The organism is Citrobacter sp. CK198, assembly GCF_030333295.1.
Classification (GTDB): domain Bacteria; phylum Pseudomonadota; class Gammaproteobacteria; order Enterobacterales; family Enterobacteriaceae; genus Citrobacter_B; species Citrobacter_B koseri.
On record NZ_JAOWGE010000026.1, the window covers coordinates 22,950 to 45,163 of the forward strand.

General features: G+C 51.6%; 25 protein-coding genes. 5 read left to right on the plus strand and 20 right to left on the minus strand.

Annotation, left to right across the window (positions count from 1 at the left end; translation table 11 throughout):
- Window positions 1–59: 59 nt before the first annotated feature.
- The 12 genes from OGY62_RS04890 to OGY62_RS04945 form a co-directional block, all read right to left on the minus strand.
- Window positions 60–335, minus strand: coding sequence for an EexN family lipoprotein (locus tag OGY62_RS04890; protein WP_255874530.1), 276 nt, complete (start codon window positions 333–335; stop codon window positions 60–62).
- 11 nt (window positions 336–346) lie between these two features.
- On the minus strand, window positions 347–1,075 hold the full coding sequence (locus OGY62_RS04895) for a TrbJ/VirB5 family protein (protein ID WP_255874531.1): 729 nt from the start codon (window positions 1,073–1,075) through the stop codon (window positions 347–349).
- A 22-nt stretch (window positions 1,076–1,097) separates the two neighbouring features.
- Window positions 1,098–3,845: a VirB4 family type IV secretion/conjugal transfer ATPase gene (locus tag OGY62_RS04900; RefSeq protein WP_255874532.1), complete on the minus strand. Its 2,748-nt coding sequence runs from the start codon at window positions 3,843–3,845 to the stop codon at window positions 1,098–1,100.
- Window positions 3,846–3,857: 12 nt separating this feature from the next.
- Window positions 3,858–4,136, minus strand: a complete 279-nt coding sequence (locus tag OGY62_RS04905; RefSeq protein ID WP_098064980.1) for a TrbC/VirB2 family protein — start codon at window positions 4,134–4,136, stop codon at window positions 3,858–3,860.
- Window positions 4,133–4,777 (minus strand): lytic transglycosylase domain-containing protein, encoded by a 645-nt coding sequence (locus tag OGY62_RS04910; protein ID WP_255874533.1) that lies wholly within the window; start codon window positions 4,775–4,777, stop codon window positions 4,133–4,135. The genes OGY62_RS04905 and OGY62_RS04910 overlap by 4 nt, the downstream gene beginning before the upstream one ends.
- Before the next feature lie 72 nt (window positions 4,778–4,849).
- Complete coding sequence (locus OGY62_RS04915) at window positions 4,850–5,068, minus strand: hypothetical protein (protein ID WP_060617301.1); 219 nt, start codon at window positions 5,066–5,068, stop codon at window positions 4,850–4,852.
- A gap of 394 nt (window positions 5,069–5,462) precedes the next feature.
- Window positions 5,463–5,672 carry a TraR/DksA family transcriptional regulator gene (locus tag OGY62_RS04920; RefSeq protein WP_117122303.1) on the minus strand — a complete coding sequence of 70 codons (210 nt, stop codon included), beginning with the start codon at window positions 5,670–5,672 and terminating at the stop codon, window positions 5,463–5,465.
- Window positions 5,662–6,249 (minus strand): DUF2857 domain-containing protein, encoded by a 588-nt coding sequence (locus OGY62_RS04925; protein WP_188208475.1) that lies wholly within the window; start codon window positions 6,247–6,249, stop codon window positions 5,662–5,664. The genes OGY62_RS04920 and OGY62_RS04925 overlap by 11 nt, the downstream gene beginning before the upstream one ends.
- A 25-nt stretch (window positions 6,250–6,274) precedes the next feature.
- Window positions 6,275–6,460, minus strand: coding sequence for an AlpA family transcriptional regulator (locus OGY62_RS04930; RefSeq protein WP_044173390.1), 186 nt, complete (start codon window positions 6,458–6,460; stop codon window positions 6,275–6,277).
- A gap of 146 nt (window positions 6,461–6,606) precedes the next feature.
- Window positions 6,607–7,533: a hypothetical protein gene (locus OGY62_RS04935; RefSeq protein WP_255874534.1), complete on the minus strand. Its 927-nt coding sequence runs from the start codon at window positions 7,531–7,533 to the stop codon at window positions 6,607–6,609.
- An 893-nt stretch (window positions 7,534–8,426) separates the two neighbouring features.
- Window positions 8,427–9,404, minus strand: a complete 978-nt coding sequence (locus OGY62_RS04940; protein WP_286459240.1) for a DMT family transporter — start codon at window positions 9,402–9,404, stop codon at window positions 8,427–8,429.
- The gene (locus OGY62_RS04945; RefSeq protein WP_255874536.1) at window positions 9,404–10,252 is read right to left on the minus strand and encodes an alpha/beta fold hydrolase; all 849 of its coding nucleotides are present in this window, start codon (window positions 10,250–10,252) and stop codon (window positions 9,404–9,406) included. The genes OGY62_RS04940 and OGY62_RS04945 overlap by 1 nt, the downstream gene beginning before the upstream one ends.
- Before the next feature lie 295 nt (window positions 10,253–10,547).
- Here OGY62_RS04945 and OGY62_RS04950 point away from each other — a divergent pair, with 295 nt between their 5' ends.
- On the plus strand, window positions 10,548–11,090 hold the full coding sequence (locus tag OGY62_RS04950; RefSeq protein WP_255874537.1) for a TetR/AcrR family transcriptional regulator: 543 nt from the start codon (window positions 10,548–10,550) through the stop codon (window positions 11,088–11,090).
- Between the two features lie 94 nt (window positions 11,091–11,184).
- Here OGY62_RS04950 and OGY62_RS04955 read toward each other — a convergent pair whose 3' ends face one another.
- The 3 genes from OGY62_RS04955 to OGY62_RS04965 all read right to left on the minus strand — a co-directional run bounded on the left by OGY62_RS04955 (window position 11,185) and on the right by OGY62_RS04965 (window position 14,144).
- The gene (locus OGY62_RS04955) at window positions 11,185–12,156 is read right to left on the minus strand and encodes a LysR family transcriptional regulator (protein ID WP_255874538.1); all 972 of its coding nucleotides are present in this window, start codon (window positions 12,154–12,156) and stop codon (window positions 11,185–11,187) included.
- Window positions 12,157–12,222: 66 nt separating this feature from the next.
- Window positions 12,223–13,233: an alpha/beta hydrolase gene (locus OGY62_RS04960; RefSeq protein ID WP_098065080.1), complete on the minus strand. Its 1,011-nt coding sequence runs from the start codon at window positions 13,231–13,233 to the stop codon at window positions 12,223–12,225.
- 20 nt (window positions 13,234–13,253) lie between these two features.
- Complete coding sequence (locus OGY62_RS04965; protein ID WP_255874539.1) at window positions 13,254–14,144, minus strand: MBL fold metallo-hydrolase; 891 nt, start codon at window positions 14,142–14,144, stop codon at window positions 13,254–13,256.
- A 179-nt stretch (window positions 14,145–14,323) separates the two neighbouring features.
- Here OGY62_RS04965 and OGY62_RS04970 point away from each other — a divergent pair, with 179 nt between their 5' ends.
- A complete protein-coding gene (locus tag OGY62_RS04970; protein WP_255874540.1) occupies window positions 14,324–14,515 on the plus strand; it encodes a hypothetical protein in 192 nt (63 codons plus the stop codon).
- A gap of 199 nt (window positions 14,516–14,714) precedes the next feature.
- Here the strand turns inward: OGY62_RS04970 and OGY62_RS04975 are convergent, their stop codons facing one another.
- Both OGY62_RS04975 and OGY62_RS04980 read right to left on the minus strand, forming a co-directional pair.
- Window positions 14,715–15,572 carry a DMT family transporter gene (locus OGY62_RS04975; RefSeq protein WP_255874541.1) on the minus strand — a complete coding sequence of 286 codons (858 nt, stop codon included), beginning with the start codon at window positions 15,570–15,572 and terminating at the stop codon, window positions 14,715–14,717.
- Window positions 15,572–16,456 carry a MurR/RpiR family transcriptional regulator gene (locus OGY62_RS04980; protein ID WP_255874542.1) on the minus strand — a complete coding sequence of 295 codons (885 nt, stop codon included), beginning with the start codon at window positions 16,454–16,456 and terminating at the stop codon, window positions 15,572–15,574. The genes OGY62_RS04975 and OGY62_RS04980 overlap by 1 nt, the downstream gene beginning before the upstream one ends.
- A gap of 75 nt (window positions 16,457–16,531) precedes the next feature.
- On the opposite strand from OGY62_RS04980, the gene OGY62_RS04985 reads away from it, so the two are divergent.
- The gene (locus OGY62_RS04985) at window positions 16,532–17,428 is read left to right on the plus strand and encodes an oxidoreductase (RefSeq protein WP_100774775.1); all 897 of its coding nucleotides are present in this window, start codon (window positions 16,532–16,534) and stop codon (window positions 17,426–17,428) included.
- Window positions 17,415–18,161: a sulfite exporter TauE/SafE family protein gene (locus tag OGY62_RS04990; RefSeq protein WP_198520062.1), complete on the plus strand. Its 747-nt coding sequence runs from the start codon at window positions 17,415–17,417 to the stop codon at window positions 18,159–18,161. The genes OGY62_RS04985 and OGY62_RS04990 overlap by 14 nt, the downstream gene beginning before the upstream one ends.
- A 113-nt stretch (window positions 18,162–18,274) precedes the next feature.
- On the opposite strand, the gene OGY62_RS04995 is transcribed toward OGY62_RS04990, so the two are convergent.
- Complete coding sequence (locus OGY62_RS04995) at window positions 18,275–19,183, minus strand: AraC family transcriptional regulator (RefSeq protein WP_255874543.1); 909 nt, start codon at window positions 19,181–19,183, stop codon at window positions 18,275–18,277.
- Between the two features lie 120 nt (window positions 19,184–19,303).
- Between OGY62_RS04995 and OGY62_RS05000 the strand changes: the two genes are divergently transcribed.
- Entirely contained in the window at window positions 19,304–20,065 is a 762-nt protein-coding gene (locus OGY62_RS05000; protein ID WP_100774777.1) for an SDR family NAD(P)-dependent oxidoreductase, read from the plus strand.
- A gap of 36 nt (window positions 20,066–20,101) precedes the next feature.
- On the opposite strand, the gene OGY62_RS05005 is transcribed toward OGY62_RS05000, so the two are convergent.
- Together OGY62_RS05005 and OGY62_RS05010 are read right to left on the minus strand one after the other, a co-directional pair.
- A complete protein-coding gene (locus OGY62_RS05005; protein ID WP_100774778.1) occupies window positions 20,102–20,725 on the minus strand; it encodes a TetR/AcrR family transcriptional regulator in 624 nt (207 codons plus the stop codon).
- The gene (locus tag OGY62_RS05010; protein ID WP_100774779.1) at window positions 20,722–21,687 is read right to left on the minus strand and encodes an aldo/keto reductase; all 966 of its coding nucleotides are present in this window, start codon (window positions 21,685–21,687) and stop codon (window positions 20,722–20,724) included. Before OGY62_RS05010 ends, OGY62_RS05005 begins: the two co-directional genes overlap by 4 nt.
- Window positions 21,688–22,214: the final 527 nt, after the last annotated feature.

Genomic DNA, 22,214 nt, shown 5'->3' on the forward strand with positions numbered 1-22,214 from the left:
CTTGAGATATTCAGGGGGAGGAAATAAAACAGGGAGAATCCCTGTTTTATCGGAGGATATTACTGCGTGACGGATTTTCTTTTTTCGGCTTCCTGCTGAAAGAGTGTCTCGAACTTTTCTTTTATTCCTGGCTTGCCAATTTGTGCGAACATAATGGCAGCCCGATGAGCAAATTCACAGTTATCGCTTGCCTCGCCATCCTTCAGGCATTGCGTATAAACCGCATAAGTTTCGTCAGGATGCTGTTTATACCAGGCTTCGGATTTGGTTTCCTTGCAGCCGGACAGTAATATCACGCCTGAGAGTGTGCATAATGTGAAAAAGGATCTGAGCACGGATAACCTCCTTATAAATTATTAAGGTCAGCAACAGGTGCCGTTAGCTGCTGCTGTTCAAAGGCTTTCTGTCTTTGCTGTTCCAGCAATGTCGTTCGCTGTTCAGCCTGTCTGACAGACATCTCCCACTGATTCGTCAGCGCATTTAACTGTACGCTTTTCGCCGTGATGGCGTTAGCCAGATCCTGAGACTCTTTCGAGTCCTGCGCATTCGATATACGGTCAGATAAGTCTGATATATCACTGAGTGTGCTGTTGATCCTGTTTCCAACGTCAGTGGTATTCTCAATCGCCATTGCCTGATTGAGGATCATCTGTTTACAACTGTCGGCCAGGGCCTGAGATTTTATTCCTTCCTGTTCCTCGCTGCATACGCTGAATGATTTGTATTTATTGTATAGGTTTTGCAGTTCAGCAGAATATGAACTGTTTTGCGTGGTCAGCAGATCATCCAGTGAAATACCGTTCTTACGGAGATTATCAATATCGGTTTTCAGGCTTCGGGCATCACTGAGAAAACCCTGAATATCCCGCACGCCGGTTGCAGTGGCTAACTGTTTTTTATATGCATCAAGTTCACTTTTATAATGGGTAACCGTATCCTCCCATTGCTGCAATTTCTGCATCCACTGGTTAATGGATTCGGTATTCTGCACGGCGTCGAAAACCGGTATTCCGGCGCTGAACGCCTGCGTCGAGAAAAATAACGTTAATGCCAGAAGATGATCCCGGTAACGCATTGATATTACCTCCGGTTGGCTTTCAGATTGCCCGGTCAAGAAACGTATCTTTCCATTCATCAGGTCGCATACCGTCCTGATAAATGGCATCGAATATTTTCAGGTTGTCCTCACTGCCGCTGAGAAGCCGGGTGAGTTTACCCAGCCCGGACAGATCCATTTTCGCCATTGCCACAAACGGGCGGGTTTCTCCGGCCCGCAGCGGTGTTTTCAGGATGACCATATAATGCTCGCCCGGATCCAGGTTTCTGACCGTGTCATAAACACTGTCCGGCACTTTCATTTTCTCCACGTAATCCGCATAGCTGGCTTTCGGATTGGCGAGGAAAATCTGGGTGCCGCACTGCTCAATAATCGCCGGGGCGATGGGGTGTCTGACGATTTCATCCGGTGACTGTGTTGCCGGGATGAAGATACCGTTCAGCTTGCGGATGACTTTCAGCATATTGAGCGAGAAGCGGGAAAATTCGACATCGGCCAGCCAGCGCCAGAACTCATCCATAAACATCACCAGGCGGCGACCGTCCAGCAGGCTGGTCACACGGTACAGCAGGTAAAAGGTCACGGGGCCGCGAATATCGTCATCATCCAGAAATTCGGTGCCGTCGATACCAAAGTTATCGATATCGCTGATGGTGAAAGTATCAGCCTCGTTATCAAACACCCAGCCGAACTCACCCCCCTGCGCCCACTGCTTCAGGCGAATACGCAGCCCGTTGGTGCGGGCGTCTGTGGTCGGCGGCTCCGGCAGCACTTCCAGCAGCCGGGTGATCCCGAACCGGCGGAACTCCGGCGGATAGTCCAGCATGATGGTGTCCACGGCGGCACTGATCCGCTCCTCATCGCGCGGATCGAGCGGTTTACCGTTGCGGCGGCAAAGCATGCGCACCAGCCGTTTGATGAAACTGATGTTCCGGCGGGTTGGCTCCAGCGCAAACGGGTTGAAGCCGGTGGGCTCGCCGGTACGGATGCGGAAGTATCGTCCACCCACCTGGCGGATCGCCATCTCCGCCGCCCGGTCCTTATCGAAATACACCGTGGTCAGCCGTTTGATGGTGGCAGAAGGCGCAAACGACGCCGGGTTACGGTACTTCTGCATCAGTTGTTGCATGATGGTCATCAGCAGGGTTTTGCCGGAGCCGGTTTTGCCGATAATCGCCGTATTCCCCGGCGTTTTCTCACCGGTGTCATCCCGTCCGGCCTGGCTGTCGTGCAGGTTCAGGTAATACCCGCCACCGCCGGGAGATGTGAGGATGGCGATGGCTTCCCTCCACGGATTACCGCTGCGCTTGTGGGGATGGAAGTTATGCAGGCAGGCCATATCAGCGAAATTCTGGCTGCTGACGGCCACCAGTCGGGGGCGCAGCGTATAGACGCCCGGCAGTTGCGCCAGATATGCGGCGGGCAGTGACAGGGTGGAGAGCGTCGTCATAATACCCAGATCGGCAAAGGGCTGTGCCAGAACGTTAGTGTCCTTCACAACCTGTCCGGCACTGTCTGAGGAGATCAGCAGGGAAAAGTGGAATTTACCACACGAAACATGTCCGGACTGGAGCAGGTCGCGCAGGACAATCAGCTCTTCGCGCTGGGAAGTCGCGTCGTCGTCCGTGGAGTTAAGCCGTTTTTCCGCCAGCCGGATATGATCCTGCGCCTCATCCCGTGCCATACAGGTAAAGGACTGCGTCAGAACATACTCGCTTTCGGCGTACAACAGTGCGTCCAGCATACCGGTATGGGTTTCCGGGGAATAATCCTTAATCTCCAGGCTGCGGAAGAAGCGGGAACCGCTGACCGTCTGGCATTCACCGGTGTCGGTGGTGAAAAACACGTCCGGCGTGCTTAATGTTTCATAAAACGGCGAGCGCGTTACGGCCACCTTCTGCCACTGTCCGGTGATCAGGCGGTGGAAGAACGCCAGTTGCGAGGAATATACCCGCCCGTTTTCTTCATATATGCCCAGCGGCGTTGCCATATAGCGGGATAATGAAGATCCCAGTGCTTCGCGGTATTCCAGCATGATTTTGAGCGCGTTATCCAGTGCTGCCTGGCGTTTACCGTGCGACTGCGCTTTCATGGTTTTCTTCTCAATCTGAGAGAACGGTGCGTAGCAGACGGTGAAAAACAGCCGGTGCCGCCAGAACGGTTTTTCTTTTACCGGCTGGTAATACCGCCGGGTCACGTCATCGGAAAAGGGAATACCCGAACAGGCTTCAAAAGCATCATGGTATTTTTCACGGATCCGGTGAATATAGAATGTCACCGGCAGACCTTCATACGAACGAATAATATTATTCAGGTGCGTCGCCATTAAGGTCAGGTGATGTTCGTCTTCACATTCAAAGACCGTACCGCCCAGCTCCCAGGTGGCAACAAAATCACGGTGACGGTTTCTGATGACGTGAGGGTGAATATGAGAGGAATACGGAATATATTTATCCAGCGTAATACGTTCGTTTAATTTCATCTTCTGAATAAACTCCGACACATCAACGTTATCGTACTGGTTCGCCAGAAGGGCATTCGCGCCAAAATGGGTATTGGTGAAAAGTCGTCCACGGGTTTTAAACGCCAGCCAGAGCAGACTGAAATAATGAATGTCCTTTCGGGTTTTATTTTTCATTTCCGCCCAGGCAGGGATCAGCAACAGTGTCAGGTAATAGCTGACATAGACCGCCAGCAGGACGATGGCCCCGCTGACGAGAACGAACGGTACAAGAGGTATGCCCATAATGGCGGCAGGCCGCGTAAGTGCTTTATTTAGCGTAGCCATTCGTTGCCTCCCTTATGATGCCCAGTAGGCACCGAAGCCTGACGCGCCAACAATCAGGATCGCGCCGATGATGACGTTACGCATGTCGTGCAGGCTCTTGCCGTCGAACAGCACCTTGTAGCCCACCCACATGGTCGCCAGTGTGATAGTGACAGCGGCCAGTCCCAGCAGGCCGGTCGAGGTGTTGCTCAGTGTTTCATTGGCCTTGTTAAATCCGCTGTCCGCCGCCAGCAGCGGGGCAGGCAGCAGCACGGAAGCAACAACGGAGTAACGGCGTATACGCATGATCATTTCTCCTCATCAGGGATAACAGGGATAACGCCGCGAATGACGGCACCGGGATAATGCAGAGAAGTCAGGACCGGCGCAGTGGCACCGGCAGGCTCGCCGCGTAGCACAACGGCGGGATAATGGACAGACGGCGGCGTGCTATGGACAGGGTCAAGCTGCCGGTCTTCCCGCGTGGACGGGACGACATAGCCAATGCGCTGCACGTAGCTGGTCTGGTTAAAGGCGGATTCCGGTCGCTGTCCGGTTTCAAAGTTGCCGGAGTAGTAACAACTGAGTGCTCGTTTCAGGGTGCCGCCTCTCCGATAACAGTCGGCGAGAATGCGCTCAAATACCGACAGATTGATGCAAGGGTTAAGCAGGTCGCTGGCCGTGACGCCGTAATGGCGGAAATTGGTGCTGGTGATTTGCATCAGGCCGACCGAATAGCGTCGCTCCTGTGTCGCCAGCTGTCTGGTGAGGCGGGTCGCCTCCGGCAGGCTTGTGGGAAAATGTGAAATCACGCCCCGGCTGTCTGGCAGAATTTCAGCAATGGCGTAAGGGTGGAAACCGGATTCGACCCGTGCGACATCAAGTGACGTGGACGGGTGAATACTGGCGGCGCACTGCACCGCCAGTGCCAGAAAGGCAGTGGTGGAAAGCATGCTGGCCTCGTAGCAGGGAGACCGGCGGCTTACAGAAAAATACGCCGCCGGGGGAGAAGAAGAGAAAATGGATTAAGCGGCCGTATTCTGTGAAATGTCACTATCTTCTTTGGGTTCAAGTAGCACCAGCCTGCCGGAGACGGCAATACCGGGTATCAGTACGATATTCAGACCGGGCTTGCCGTTGTGCGCGAAGGCCACGCCAACCTTTGTCCAGTACGTGTTTTTTTCGCCCTGAGCGTCGGGCTGACTTTCCTGGGTGACAAAGACGTGATAAACGGGTTTTCTCATGGAATTTCCTTTAATAAAACAGCAATGGATGAAATAAACGAATCACATTCCGGTTCTGCATTCCGGTTTTAACGGGACAGCGAGAACATTCAGCGGCACCCTGAATTTTGGTTACGTGACAGCCCGAACCATTTTGTTAAAGAGCAATATCCTGCCCGGACGAATTAACGTCCATCAGGGCAACCATGCTGTAATGGCGTTTTCAGAATCGAATATCTGACGAGGGATATAAATGAGAAACTCAAAACAAAAATAAGAGAGAAAAATAGTGGGGTATGCAAGATGCAGTGAGAATAATGAGAATTTAAAAAGCAAGACAGAATGGTATTAATATTCACCGTGAATAATAAAGACGTGCAGAGATATAATATCTCTGCATGTCCTTTTTATCCTGTCAGCGGCTGCTACGTTCAAGTTTTTCCTGACATTCCGTACAGGTGGTTACACCCGGCAGTGCTTGCCGTCGCTTTTCCGGAATGGGTTTACCACATACACGACAGTGAAATAATGATGGTGTTAAACCCGGCTTAAAACGACTCTGTTCAATCATTTCCTCCAGGCGCTGCTCATTAAATTCCTGATCGCGATCGATCTCATCCGGCATGGGGTGCCCTCCTGTTAGCGGCAACTTCCTTTTCACAAATCGTGATACTCCTCCAAACCATGGTGAGTGACAGTCCCTGGAACCTTGGTAGCAGGACTTCCGTCACCTGCATCATGGCGATCAGTGCGGCAGGCGATTCAAGGTTTTCCACCCGGCACTTCTGCCATTGCCGCCAGATCTCGGCATCTGTCTCTTCATCCGGCTCAGGTGTACGTCCATATGGCACGCTGACACCCAGCAACCGTCGGTGAAGGCAGACATCATTAGACGTCAGGCCAAAGTAGTGGTTGAGCAACGCGATAGAACCGCCCAGCCGGATAGCCCGGTTAATCTGCTGCTGCTGTCGGTATTCCTGTCGGGCCTGCGCCAGTAAATGATGCAGAACATCATGGCGGACACTGACCGAAACAAAGGGAGCCGCCGCCCGGCTGACAGCAAACAGTTCATCGAGTGATAACTGATTAAGAGCATTCATTTCGTCGAACGTGAATCCGAGGGACTCACAGTAACGAATATTGCCTTCTTTCAGAGCATGAAGGACGTCGGTTAATACCTCATAATTCAATGTCGGGATCATAATGCTGTACCTCCCTTAAACATTTTCAGCGGTTGGTTAATTTAAGGTTGATCCATTCATCAATTTCAGATTCCAGCCACGCTACACTAGCAGGACCAATTTTAATGGAACGAGGAAAATCGCCATTTTTCATATACAGGTAAATCTGAGAGCGTTTAAGTCCCGTTTTTTCTTCAACCTGTTTCAGACGCAATAACTGATGTGCTTTCATCGTTTCCTCCTGTAGTGGAAATAATCCGAGGATGCCCGGAGATAACAAGAAAACACAGTGGAAGGTGTAGGGGAAGCTGATGAACCCGTATTAAGGGAGGGTAATCCCTTAATACGGGTTATGTATTGGGACGGATAAATATCCAGTTAGTGGGGCAAGGATGCCGAAGAAGGAGAACCCCGCTCCAGCGCATTTTTCAACGTATCGCCACTTAGATGATCAGTAATGCCATCATCTGAGGCCCACTGTTCAAAAATAGACAGTAGTTTGTAGGGGTGTCGGATTAACGGACTAATGGCCTCATTATGTTTGCAGGCCAGCCAGAACAGACGGGATAATGGCGTTGACATACGTGTGACAGTTGAAGATGCTGACGAGCTCCTTCTATATAAGCCGATAAGTTTATCCAGTTCAGAGTGCCGGATTACAAAGCAGGCATCAGTTGGTAAAGTATACAGCGGGAAATAACCTGCACGGTGGTATTGCTGATTTTTATATCCTGATATTTTTTCAATAATATCCTGAGCTAATGGTTCAGACAAAAGGCTAAGTTGATGGCCTATCCTTTTGTGCCATGTCGTCTTTTCAAAAATCTGAAATGATTCACCATCTATATATACAGTAATGCCAAAATTATTTTCATTAGCTCCTGTCACTGGTAATGGAAGACGCAATGATAAAGCAAGTAATCTTTGCACAAGAACATATTCATGTCCCGACAAATCAGTATCAATTACTCTTTGGGGAGAAAAGAAATATTTTCCTTTGGTACTAATCATCAAATTTCTCCTTTTGCTGAAACTATTAGACTCAAGCATGCAAAGTTGTTGTATCAAAGAATCTCCTGACGGCCTCATTTTTAATTTATGATTAACCTCTTTTATTTTTCTTAATAGTACTGGTGATTGAAAATAAATGGAAAGATAAATATGTTTACTTAATGCATATCTATATATATCACCTTCTGTTAATTCTGTTTTTGCCATTCTCTTCGCCACTTGAATGGCTTCCTTTATAGTAAACCACTCAGACATAATTTTTCTGACAGCAAGATTATTATTGTTCTTTGACATGACGCATCTCCTTTCTCGGAAACTATTGATGAAAACAGATGGAGTTATCAGATATGTTCTTAGTGACATCCCCTGTATGGGATTAAATGAGTTTAATTATTCGTTAATTTATATATTTGTTAGATAAGGCATTAGTCTAAAATGTAAAGGCCAAAAAATGATGACATTGAAAAAACACAAAGTTTATTTGTTAAAATACGCGTTGATTGATTAGAGTTATTTTCAGAAATGAGTAAAATAATAAAAGTTCTATATAGCATTACTTTTAACCCGTGCTATAAGTATTGAGCCAGTATTTAAAACAATATTTCTCGCCTCCAACCAATGCGCTCTAAACCAAACCATATGTCCAGTCACAGTGACAGACATAACACCAATAAATTAGGTTAAGCGTGCTTGAGCCATTAAGCTGCACATTGGTTTTGTTCGTGACCCTGGCAGAACAAAAGCATTACCGGGTGTTGTTACATCTAAACTGTTATACTTGGCGTAGACTGGGGAATTATAAATGTATTGATTCATTTACGTGGATGATTAAACAATGGTCATTGCTGCGCCTTGCCGGTAGATGCACGGGCACCTGCTGTACTATTACGCTCTCGGTTAAGCGTGTGTCCTGATTACACAGTGTCGACGCCTGGTTTACCTCGCAGCCTATCATGCCAAACTGGATATCAATGCTACAGAAACGGTAAGTGTAATTACAGTAACAGCCGGGGCCAGGTTTAATCTTCATTTCATATGTGCAAAAATGGCGGCTGCTCAAATGCAGCCGTTCCGTTACACCGGTGAAATAGCTCCTTTCAGGAACAACCTGAAAGCAACACAAATGACGTAATTACATATTAAAACGTTTCTTGCATTCACCAACCTCATAATGAATTAGTTGTACATTATTGTTCCCCCTCAGCGAGTACCTCGTTAATTCTTTCACGCTGATTCTTTGCAGGTATTTCCCGGTTAACGAGCCACAATGCCAATCCAATAAGAATGCCACCAATAGCCTGCATCCAGGAAATGGATGCATTCAAAATGAAATAAGCAAGAATGACGGTGAATAAAGGGGCCAGGAATAGGAATCCACTGGTCCTTGTTGCACCTCCTTTTCTCAAAGCAACAAACCAAAGGCCAAAAGACCCCGTAGATGCTGGAATAGCAAGCCAGAGAAACCAGCCCCATTGCTCATGCGTTACGACAACAGGCCAGTGCTCGCCATTGATATAGGCAATAATCAGGACAGCGACAGCTCCTATCAACATTTGCCAAAAGCTTAATGCCCACGTACCAAATGGCAGAGCCGCACGTTTGTTAATTAGTGTCGCAGCCGCCCAGCAAAGTGCAGAAACAATACCGATGATTTCACCAGTTAGTGTTGTACCACCAGAAAACATGGACGGCTTGATGCCAATAGCAAGAGCAACACCAGCAACACCTAAAAGAAGACCCAGGATCCTTGCACGGTGCAGGCTTTCCCCGAGAAAAATACGCCCCAGTACTGCCACCCAGATTGGGTTAGTGAAAAGCAAAATGGCGGCGGTTGATGCAGATATAAACTGCATAGCCCAGAACAGAAGCCCCATAACAGCCGCTGTCTGGAGCAAACCTATCAATATTACTAGTATAAAATCGCGAAAGCCTGCTTTGGCTGGTAGAAGTGCCGCGACGAATTTTCGCTCACCAACCAGAATCAGAGGAATCGTCGCTAAAGCCGCAATAAAGAAACGCCAACCGATCAGGATCATGGGCGTGAAACCCTGCTGGAGCAGGATTTTCCCTGCAACAAAACTGGACCCCATCAGGAAGGTTGACGCGACAAGAGTAATAAAAAATCCCACCTGGGAACGTGTTGAGGCATTAGAATGAAGAGACATCAATGCAGCTCCTCTCTATGTGTTGAAAATTCAGTTATGCACGCGGCAAGCGCTTCTGGTGCATCTTCCGGCAGAAAATGTCCTGCCTCCTCAATAATGGTTATCTGAGCGTTAACCATTTTTCTGGCCAGACGCTCTCCGAGTTGTAGCGGCTGGTACGTGTCCTTTCTGCCCCAGATGATGAGCGTTGGTAGTGCCAGCTTTTCGATACGCTCCATACATGAAGAAAGTTCTTCTGTTCGCAGAGCCCGGGCAGCACGAAGATATGCGTGCCTTCCCTCGATTCCATGGAAAGGTCGTTCATAGGCGTCGATAAATTCGGGAGTAATCCGCTCCGTGTGGAACATTCCACGATGAAAAGCTTTAGCGAATCCTGTCCTGAGATCGAAATCCGGTGCACCCAGAATTCCATCCCAGATTGGATCTTTGAGTCTGGAGATCCCAGGCTCAGGAAAGGAGTCGTAGAGGATTGAATCAATCAGGACGAGGTGATCCACCATGCCTGGATGGTTGATAGCCAAAAGTTGAGCAATGCCCCCGCCAATATCGTGACCAACGATCGTCCCGCACTCCCATCCCAAAGCTGAAAGCATCTCGAAAACGATTTCTGATTGAGCCTTGATTCCAAGGTCAGCATCTGTAGGTTTCCCGGAATCGCCATAACCGAGCAGGTCAATAGCAATAACTTCATGCCCCGATTCAGTAAGAAAGGGTGTGACATTTCTCCAGAGATGACGACTTGTTGGGATGCCATGAATCAGAGCAACAGGACTTCCATGACCGTAACGGGAATATGCAACACGACTACCTGCGATGTTTAGAAAGCCATCTTCGATAATCTTATTCATAGCATCACCTTCTTAAGGTTGAGAGTTCTGAAAAAATATCGGCAAGAGCCTCGAAAGCTTTGCAGATAACAGAATTGCAAGAAAGGCAGTCAAGCCCCGAAGTAGCTTCAGCCTTTATGGGCTTCACTTTGGGGCACTGGATTTTTTCTTGAATTCAAATTCAAGAAAACTATAGCTTCAAGTTGCTATCATGGCAATGTATGATTGAGCTAACTGAAAAATTCTTGATTAGTGAGTCATCATTTTTATGGGGCGTATACGAAGTTTTGATCTCGAAAACGTACTTGAGCATGCGATGGATACTTTCTGGGAATGGGGCTATGAAGGAGCTGGCATGCAAGAAATCTGTCGTGTGACTGGACTCAACCCCGGCAGTCTCTATGCAGCGTTTGGCGACAAACACGGGCTGTTCATCGAAGCGCTCAAGCGCTATATGACTGCTGCATCACGAGAGACAATCGAGCGTCTGAACAGCACTCCCTCTGGCCGGGCAGGGATTACCAATTACTACGCAGCGCTCGTTGATTCGATGCTTGATGGCAAGCGACGATGGGGATGTCTTGTGACGAATTCCATTGTGGAATTTGCAATGAGTGACCCACAAATCAGTGAAGTCTTTCAACTCCACCTCGCCAGGCTGGAGACAGCTTTATCCGGTGCGGTCGAGCGGGCAAAACGAGCTGGAGAACTTGTGGGGGATGTCAATGCTTCCGAAGCTGCCGCATTCCTGGTCTGCACGACACAAGGGCTGAATGTCCTGGCAAAGACCCGCCCCAACAGAAGCACGCTGGAAGCAATCACACGACATGCGTTTGTGGCTGTTGGATTCAAACCATAGATCTTAACTTTTGGTTGGGTGATTATTAGTATTGTATGCGCAGTGTATCGGTCCCTTGACACAGGCAGTTATCAAGCCAGAGATAAGGATTTCTTCAAGCTGACGGAGCCATTACTCCATTGTTTTTGCAAGGGTGTTCTTCTTCAAAAAGCAAAAGAAGTTGCTGTATTTGTTCACGCAGCCAAGCCGAGGCGGGATCCCGATCCGAATGCGCTCCCCATACCATTGAAACTGGAGCCACAGAAAGCTGAAGCGGAATTGGACTTGATACCAGACCCATAGCCGGGGCATATCGACGAATGATCCGCGCTGGCAATGTGGCGACGACTGGCGCATGCATTACAGTTGCAAGTACTGTGAGGAATTCCGGTGCCGCCATTGCGACATCTAGTTCCACACCAGCCGCGTGCAATGCATTGTCCAGGCAACCGCGAATGCTTGCGTTTTGTGATATCAGTGCATGGCGCTGCTCAAGATAAACTTTGCGGTCGATTGGCAACGGTAGATCAAGTAGGTTGGGGTTAAAGCAGCACATCAACGACTGCTCAAATAGTAATTCTCTTCGGTGCCGTTGTACTCCCACAGTAAAACAGCCGATACCGAGCTCAATCACTCCATCATCAAGCATTCCATGAACCTGATCCGGTTGTGCTGGCTGTGCGAGCAGTTGGATGCCAGGGGCATGTTTCTGCATATGCGCCGTCAGGCCAGGCATTAATAACACCTCCATCTCGCTTGAAAAACCGAGTGAGAAAGCCCTCCGGGCGGTTTCCGGGCGAAATGTCTCTCGTGACATGATGGCCTGCTGAGCCTGTTCTAAAATTTCGCTAACGGTTACCGACAGCGCAATAGAGCGCGGAGTGGGTTTCATTACATGACCGACGCGCACGAACAGCTCATCGTCCAGTAGCATGCGTAGTGTGCCGAGATTGTGGCTCATCGCAGACTGCTGAATTTTCAGTCGAGTGGCCGCCTTCGTGACGCTGCGCTCCCGCATCAACGCATCGAAGGCAACCAGCAGATTCAGATCGAAAGACCTGAGGTTAAAGTGATCAATGGACGACATTGTATGAGCTAGCTTTTAGGCAATAATCAGTAGTATAGATCACATGAATCGAGCCAACTTGACTTTCTACTGGGGGGTCGTCGTTTCTGAATCGAAAACGCGATCGTAGAAGTCCCGGATAGCCTGGAATGCGAGCAGGCGGTTCTTCTCCAGTAATACCAGATGCGTCGCCTCGCCAATTTCTACCCACTGTCGGTAGCGTGCATTCTTCAGTTCGATAAATAGAGCCTGCGCAAGGTCGATAGGTACGTCGATATCCCACTCTCCGTGGACAAGCAATACTGGCACACGGATTTCCGCTGGAGAATAGTATGGGCGACCAACGCTCCAGTAGTCTCGGATGTCCTGAATTGGCCCGTTAGTTGCCCGCAACCGATCCGGTGCTTGTTTGCGACTCCATGGATCTTCAGCCAGCGTGAAATCTGCCCATTGCTCGAACCAGCCTTTTGGTACGAGACTCGCGCGCGCATGTTCGGGTGCTGTGCTTAGCCAACGGGCCTTGCTATCCAGTACCGGAACGAGTCTGTAAGCATCAAGCTGACCACCGGTATCGATCGGGATCGGCCGGTCACTTAACCATTGTGGAGCAAGCAGTACTAGTTTATGAACCTTATCGTTGTTGCGGCTTGTATACGCTCCGGCAACTGTTCCTCCCCAGGACATGCCAAAAACACAGACCTTTTCCAGTCCCTTCCGCTCGAGCACATGGTCGACCACCGTGCCGAGATCGTGTACTCCGGTATCAGTGTTGATCAGTGGTTGATTTTCGGTTGCCGGTTGCTCCATTTCCGGAGGTCGTGTTGAATGGCCGTAGCCGCGTACATCGAGCGCATAGACGTCGAACCCCGCCGCAGCAAGGAAGTCGATAAATGACATTCCGTTAAACGGTACATCGTAGAGGCTACCCGATGAGAAAGTTGCCCCATGCACCATCACGATCGTGCGTTCAGGACCAAAGCTGTCAGGTCCCGCCGGACGTTTGTTACGTACATAAAGTTCTATGCCGGGTGTATTGGTTTTAACGAGCAGTTTATCTAAAACGATAGTGGTTCCATTAACTACTGAGGTTTGGCTCATGAAGGTCTCTCCTGTGTCAGTCATTCGTAATGCCATGAGAAACGGTCACCCTGACGGGTGACGTATCCAGCGGACGTCTCTGCAAAATGCGAGGTGAATAACAAATGGTTACGCTCGGCTGCCTCCTCAAGCACCCAGCGGCGCGATGCCCGGGCCTCGTCCTGCCATTCGCAAAATATTGAGTTCCAGTCTGGACGACGTACCTGCAATGGGTGATGCATTACATCACCCGTGAAAATCGCGGAGGACCCCTTTGAATTCAGTTCGATCGACATGTGGCCAATGCTGTGGCCCTTCGTCAGGTGGAACTTGAAATGATCGAGGTATTCGCCACCCTCGTTGGATAGGCGTTCAGCTTGCCCGGATTCAATGATCGGCAGCACACTATCCTCGAAAACACCGAGGCTGGGTACGTTGGCTTCGTTGTGGCTCTCCAGACTGCCGTAATAGTTCTCTTCGGCCTTCGAGAACACGTGGCGCGCATTCGGAAACGTCGGTACCCAGCGACCATTGAGCAGGCGGGTGTTCCAGCCAACATGATCGACGTGCAGATGTGTGTGCAGCACGTAATCGACATCTTCGGGTTGCACGCCAGCAGCTGCGAGGCGTTGCAGATATGGCGTATCCAACTGATGACAAACCTGAAACTGAGGCCGCTCTTTATCGTTGCCTGTACCAGTGTCAATCAGGATGGTATGGTGCGGCGTAAGGACGAGCCAACTATGGATACTCTGAATTAAGCTACCTGTATTGGTATCCATGTTTGACGGCGTGAGCCAGGGGAGGTTGGCAATCAGTTCCTCAGGCTCCCATTGCGGATACAGGAACGACGGCGCTGCTCCATTTAGACGGACTTCTTCGATCTTGGTGACAGTGACATCGCCGACACGATAGGTTTTATTGAGATGCATGTTCAGAATTCCTTGCTGTGACAGAAAGCAGCCATCAGTCTAAGATTCGGAGCCAAATTAAACCAACCGATGCAACTAATCCGGCCAATCAATAATTTCAATTTGAAAAGGTGTTTGCTACTAACGCTCGACGCTCCATCTTTCCGATGGCATGTCGGAATAAGGGCTTTCTGAAGGAGATGAAGTTAATTGAGGGGGCTTTTCCAACTGGCCGCGATGGAGGTGCGACGCCTACCAGACCGATAATGATGATAATGATTGATGCGATACTCGTGTTTTTATCTGGTGGGATCGTTGACAGCGGCCAATCCAGTCCTAAAGCGGTGAGTTTTGTCTTTTACACATATTCGGAAGAACTTCGCCGCCGCTGATCTCGAACTGCCCAGAGATGTTTGCAGAACCAGATGACATTGTAGTTTGACATCTATTCAGCTCTGAATGGGCTCCCCGTTGTATTTTCATTGGATTAGCGTGTTTCCTGAGAGGGTATACTCTCCTGCGCTGTTGCCTTTAACGATCATAATAATCCTGAGCCTTTGTCACTTATAGTATTGACATCCAACAAAGCGATCAAAGGCTAATCACTGCGATTCCGGCTAGCACTACCACTGCACCGGCAATGCGGCGTGCCAGATGATTTTCACGAAACAGCCAGTACGAGAGAAGAGAACCGACAATAATGGAAGATTCCCTGAGAGGAGCGACGAGTGCCAGTGGCATGCTCTGCATGGCTGTCAGCACAAGGATGTAGGCAAGTGGAGAACATACAGCGATGATAAGGATCGGAACTATATCCACACGTACAGCCGTTGGGATTCGATACCGTCGTCGCATCGCACCAGGGGTCAGAATAAGACTCTGTAGCAGAAGTGTGCTGGCGTAGTAATTCACTGGATCCAGGTGCAGAGAGATTATCGAATAACCATCCCAGAGGGTATAGCCAGCGATGGCGGTGCCTGTCGCTGCCCCCCATATCATCCCTTTAAGTGGCCGGCTTCCGCTCCAGAATGGATTGCCGGTGACAACGAAAATACCAGCGATAACGAGAAGCGCGCCGAGTAAAGCACTTGCTGAAAGCCGTTCCCCCATGAGAAGGGTTGCAAACAGTATCGTCAGAACCGGTCCACTTCCCCGGGCAATCGGATAAACAACACCAAGTTCGGCGCGCTCGTAGCCAGCCTGCAAGATTAGAGAATAAGCGATATGAAGCGCAGATGAGATAACTGCCCCGACTGCGAGTCGCCAGTCGAGCTCCTGTTGTCCCTCAACTGTCAGAATGAGGCTGATCGGAACCCACAACAATGCTGAGGCACAGCTGTAAGCCCAGACGAACACAAGTGTGTCTTCCTTCTTGTATTTTGAGGCTATATTCCATACTGCATGAGCTACTGAAGCAGTAAGAATCATCGCAACCGTGCTGAACTGCATCAGGACATATCCGGCAAATCAATACCCGCCCGTTCAGCCCGGCGACTTTGTTCTTTATCCCGCAGAGTGAGAGCAGCGACCAGCGTATCAATAACGACGAGCTGGGCCAGTCGACTGCCGGCAGCGGCCATCTGTGCCGGTAGTGGCGCTCCGCCAACAACGAGCGAAACGTTGGCAAGTGTCGCCAGTGGGGTATCGTACTGGTTAGTTATTGCGATAAGCGATGCTCCGGCCGAGGATGCGGCATCAGCAACGGCGAGTGTGGATGATGTACGACCTGTCGAGCTGACGACGATGATAACGTCTCCTGGACCGAGTAGGCGAGCAGCAATCATCGCTGATAAATAATCCTGGATACTAATGGTTATCACACCAGCTGTCCGCAGACGAAATACAGCATCAGCGGCAACCGTCGCAGAGGGGCCTGCACCAAATGCAAATACCTGGCGTGCGCTCTGGATTAAATCGACCGCCTCATCAAGGGCGGAGATTTCAATAGCACCGCTGAGCGCAGTCAGCGCGTCTGCACCAGCACGAACTGATGTTTCCAACACCGATGCCAACGTCGCATCCGCTGTGAGAACTTCAGGCGGTGCAAAGAACCGGGCAGTACCACGAGCCCGGGCAATCTCTATCTTAAGTTCAGTGAACCCGGTGAACCCGATCGCTCGTGCAGCGCGTATTACTGTCGGCGGTGATACACCTGCACGGGTGGCAACCTGTGCTGTCGTGCTTGTACCGACAAACAAAGGATCGACAAGCAGGAGATCGACAACTTTAGCCTCACTTGCAGCGAGGTCGCCGCTTCGGGCGTGAATGCTGCCAAGCCATTGCTGTAATCGCTGCTCGCTTTCTGAAACTCTGTTACCATTTTCTTTTTTCATGTGTAATATATTACATTCCCTTTGCGAAGGGCACAACCATCACGTAAGTAGATTCTGTTACAAGGAGTCCGCATCATGAACACTGAAATCAATACGGTTGTCGCTGTTGTTGGTCCGGGTGCCATCGGCACCACAGTCGCGGCGGCGTTACACGAAGTCGGCCGCACACCATTGCTGTGTGGACGTACTCCCCGCGATCACCTGATCCTGCAAGACGGCGACCGCTTTATCACCGTACCCGGTCCGGTACAGACGAATCCGGCGCAAATAACTCGCACAGCCGATCTTGTCTTTCTGGCAGTCAAGTCCACACAAATCGACGCGGCAGCAGAATGGCTCAGGGCGTTGACCGGCCCGGAGACGGTTGTATGCGTGCTTCAGAACGGGGTCGAACAGCTGGACAGGCTCGCGACGTACTCTCTGCCCGGACAGATCGTCCCCGCAGTCGTGTGGTTTCCCGCACAGGCGCAGTCAGATGGCTCAGTACGCTTGCGTGGCGACGCGCGCTTGAGCCTTCCAGACACGTCAGCTTCCTTCTTAGTGGCAAAAGCGCTACAAGGCACGCGGTGCTCCGTAGATTTGGCCGCAAACTTCAGCTCCCTGGCCTGGCGCAAACTGATGCAGAACGCGGTGGCTGGACTCATGGCGCTCACGCACCGCCGCTCGGGCATGTTCGCACGCGCTGACATCGCCAGGCTTACGCTGGCTTATTTACAGGAATGTCTGTCCGTGGCACGGGCAGAAGGAGCAGAACTCGGCGACGAAGTGCCGCAGGAGATACTCGACAAGTTCCGGGCGGCTCCCGCAGACATGAGCACTTCCATCCTCACGGATCGAGAAGCAGGCCGACCGCTCGAATGGGATATCCGCAACGGTGTCATTGCGCGTCGCGGCCGGGTTCACAGCATTCCAACGCCTGTCAGCGACATCCTGGTGCCGCTTCTTGCGGCTGCGAGCGATGGCCCAGGTTGATCCCAGGCAGATGATCGCGCTATTACTTCTCTTCTTTCTGGCCCTCGGTGCCGGCGTGCTCAGCGGTGTCGTCGGCACTGGTTCGTCACTAATCATGCTCCCCGTCCTCGTAACCATGTACGGGCCAAGGATTGCAGTGCCTGTTATGGCGATTGCGTCCCTGTTCGGCAACATCGGACGGGTGATTGCCTGGTGGCACGAGATCCATTGGCGGCCGGTGTTTGCCTACTCCCTGGCGGGTGTTCCTGCGGCCATGCTCGGGGCGCACACGCTGCTGACGATCTCTCCTGTCACTGTGGATGTGTTTCTGGCAGCTTTCTTCCTTGCGATGATCCCGCTGCGCCGTCTCATCAGACGATCGAACCTCCACTTGAATCTCTGGCACATGAGTTTTGCCGGGGCGATTGTCGGGTTTCTGACCGGATTCGTGCTGTCCACCGGGCCGCTCAGCGTGCCGGTATTTACCGGGTACGGAATGAGTGGCGGCGTATTTCTGGGATCAGAGGCGGCAAGCGCTATCCTGCTCTACGCTGGCAAGCTCGGTACGTTTGGTGTATCAGGGATACTTGCGCCACCCGTCATCACACGTGGGCTCGCCATCGGCATCGCATTGCTCGCCGGTTCGATGGTTGCGAAACATCTTGTCCAGCGGCTCCAGGTGCACACATTCGAGTTTCTCATCGATGCGGTTCTCATCGCCGGGGCGGCAGGAATGATCCTCTCCCTAAAATGACATGACACGCCAGTGCTGCCAGTCCGCTTCCGCTCGCTACCCAGAATAGTGGAAAATCTCGTTTTCCAGGGGCGTGTAGGAAAGCTATTTGGCTTCATGCTTTTGCCACACCATTATTTCAACTCCACAGCCCTGGTATTCGCATCCTGCTTCGGCGACCGCCCAAACATGCGCGCATACTCCCGGCTGAACTGCGAAGGGCTCTCGTAGCCCGTTGCATATGCGGCAGATTCGACCCTGGTTCGCTGGGTCAGGATCATGCGCCGCGCTTCCAGCAAGCGAAGTTGCTTCTGATATTGGATGGGGGTCATTGATGTGACCGCCCTGAACTGGCGATGGAAGGCCGAAGGGCTGAGGCCGGCCTCGGCAGCGAGATCGGCGATGCGAAGAGGCTCGGTGAATTGCTCGCGCAGCCGGCCTATCGTGCGTGTGATCTGATCCCAGCGATCATGACCCAGGGTCATACCGACAATCAGGCCTCCCATAGGGCCGACAAGCAGCCAATAGCTCAGTTCCCGAATCAGCAGTGGGGCGAGAATCGGAATGGCTTCGGGCCGATCGAGCAGCTGCACCATGCGCAACACGCAATCCGTTATTGGCGGATCCATCTTGATGACGGTCGCACCTCCATGACTGGGCTCATTCCTGGTCGCGGGTGGCAACGTCAATTGTTTCAGCACGTCCCGTAGCATCACAGGAGAAAATTCGACGACCGCGGCAAGAAACGGGGTATCCGGGCTAGCCTCGAAAACTCGCCCCACCGAGGGCATCTCGATGGTGACCACGAGGGCTTCCCCGGCGTGGTAGGTATGGCGCTCGTCACCAAAGCTGGTCCATTTCGCGCCCTGCGCGACGACGCAGAGCGCAGGCCGGGAAATGATAGGGTTTGGCGGCTTCTCGTGATCCGAACGCAGGAGCAGCAGCCCGTCTATCCCCGTTTTCCAAAAAGAGCTACCAGTATGGGCTTCAGTGTAAGCCGCGATAGCCTGAGCCAGATCGCGTATCTTTTCGTCCAGGGTCATATCTTCCGCTCTAGGAACACAGGTAGGAATAGGCATGAATTTGGCATTTTTATGCCTTCATCATCAATCTTAGAGGTAGCATAGTACAAATACTACGAAATTGACCATATGGAGCACAACATGACTGACCTGACCAAAATCGCCCTCGTCACGGGCGGCAACCGCGGCCTTGGCCGCAACACTGCCGAAAACCTGGCTAAGCGCGGGTTCGACGTTATCTTAACCTATCGGAACAACAGGGATGAGGCCGGGCACGTGGTCTCACTTATCGAAGCGGCAGGTCATCGCGCTATTGCCCTGCAACTCGATACAGGCAACAGTGCGTCGTTCGATAGCTTCATCAAAACACTTCGGACGGCGTTGACCAAACTAGGTGCCGAAAGCATCGATGCACTCGTCAACAATGCGGGTAATTCAAGCGGCATGAGCTTCCTGAATGCGCAGGAGGATGAGTTCGATGCTCTCTACAGAATCCATGTGAAGGGCGTGTTTTTCCTCACTCAAAAGCTTGCGCCACTGATCAAGGATGGTGGTCGCATCGTGAATATCTCATCGGGCCTGACGCGGATCATCATGGCGAACCGCGCCGCCTACGCCACGATGAAGGCTGCTGTCGAAACGATGACCAAATATATGGCGTTCGAGCTGGGCGAGCGACGCATCGCAGTCAACTGCGTCGCCCCCGGCGCTATTGCAACCGATTTCAGCGGCGGTGTCGTGCGCGATAATCCTGATGTCGCCAGGGCTATTGCCGGGATGACCGCTCTTGGCCGGCCAGGCCAACCCGACGACATCGGGCCGATGATTGCCTCTCTGCTGTCAGAAGATCATCGCTGGGTGAACGCACAAAGGATCGAGGTTTCAGGCGGAATGCGAATCTGAATTACGAATGTCTATTACGACGGAAAGGCGCACCGGCTAGGACGATTTTTCCTGGTCTGGTGCGATACCCATCATGGCCATATCGACGATGCGTTCGATGAACGACTTGTCGATGACATCGTGTCCAAGCAAGAGCCGGAAGTAGAGCGGGCCGTAGAGCGCGTCGATCAAAGCACTGGTGTTGATGTCATCACGAAGTTCTCCCGCCTCTCGCGCAGCCTGGAAATATGCGCTGGCGACCTTCCGCCGGGGAAGGAGCCACTTCTCACGGATGGCGTCGGCAAGCATTGCATCAGTTTGCGCTTCGGCGATAAGGTCGGTGATGGTCCTGCCGCTGGGTGTGGTCTGGAAGAATTTCGCGAGAGCCGTCATCTGAGCGATAACGGTTTCGCGCAACGGCAGGTTTTCAGGAGGCGTGATAAGCGGTTCTGCTGCAGCGAGAAAGGCTTCCATAACGATGGCGGCCTTCCCGGGCCATCGTCGGTAGATCGCGGTCTTGCTCGTGCTGGCGCGTCCGGCGATAGCGTCGATCGTCACAGCCGCGTAGCCCCGCTCGTCAACGAGATGGATCGCCGCACTCATGATCGCCACATCGAGCGTCTCGTCACGAGGCCGACCCGATGATCGGTTAGCAATCGTTGGTAAACGCTTACTGCTCATCGGATTCCGTAGCGCTCGCCCTGCGCTAGTTCTGCGAGCGGCTTCAGCGCCGCCAGGGCCTCAGGTGGCAATGTCACGTGGGTAGCAGCCTCGTTCTCTACCACACGTTCTGGACGGGTCGTTCCCGGGATAACAACGATCGGGATGCCCAATCGCTCACTCTGTTCGTACACCCATGCCAGCGCGACGGTGGCAGGGCTAAGCCCCAATTCACCCGCAACCACCTGGATGGTGCGGACGATAGCCTCATTGGCATCACCCGCAGCGCCCGCAAAACGTGAATTGCGGAAGCGGAAATCGCCCGGTTTCAGAGCCGAGCGATCTACGGTACCGGTCAAAAAGCCGCGACCAAGAGGTGCGAAGGCGACCAGCCCTACGCCAAGTTCTGCCATGACCGGCGCGATCGCCTCAGGATCACGGGTCCACAGAGAATATTCGCTCTCCATCACAGCGATCGGGTGTACCGCACACGCACGACGCAGTTGCTCGCTGCTGAATTCGGAGACACCCAGGTGACGAATTTTGCCAGCCGCGACCAGTTCGGACATGGCGCCGATGGTTTCTTCAATCGGCACATTCTCCGGTGGACGATGGATGTAGTAGATATCAATCTCGTCGATGCCGAGGCGTAACAGCGACGCATCGCAGCATGCTTTGACATATGCTGCATCGCCACGGATAACTTGATTATCGTGGCCAAGGTGTCGGTCGATGCCGAACTTCGTGGCGATCGTTACGCGGTCCCTACGGTCATGCACTGCACGTCCTACAAGAACTTCGTTGTGCCCCATGCCATAGACATCAGCTGTATCAAGCAACGTAATCCCCAAGTCTATCGCGCGGTGGATCGTTGCTATCGACCGCTCCCAACTTGCTGTCCCATAGGTTCCGCTCATGCCCATGCAGCCTAGGCCCATGGAACTGAGCACAAGGCCATCGCCCATTTTCGTCGCTGCGACCATCTCGATCTCCTATTAGAGTCATTTCGTAGCGATACTAACCCATTTACGCTACTTGTAGTAGCGTAAATGGTTGGGCTAGGTGTTTTATCGCACAAATTGATGATGCCATGAATTCGCTGGAACGGGAGGACGCGCTATAAGATGAGTTCATCACGGATGCGCCACGATCATGCACGTCATCCGAACAGCAATACAGTCGTAAGCTGATACAAATATTATAGTCACCCAGCTTGTTATAAGCCTGTTCGTCGAATACCAAACTAACGTGGAAGTGACATTTCCCTGACTGGCTGAATTCTTTCCCCTACATATTACGCAGAGTATTTGGGGGAACCCATCTATCGTCATTCCTTCTGAGCAGCTCACTGGATTTTAGCATCGCTTTTAACTCGTCTATAGACCGGGGTAATGCTTCTGGTTGAATATTTAGGGAAGCAGCAGATGGTATCTGCGTTTCAATTAGGAGGGGATAATGGAAATCAGCACACAGCCATAATGCTGGGAGTTTCGCCGACAGTATATTTCGA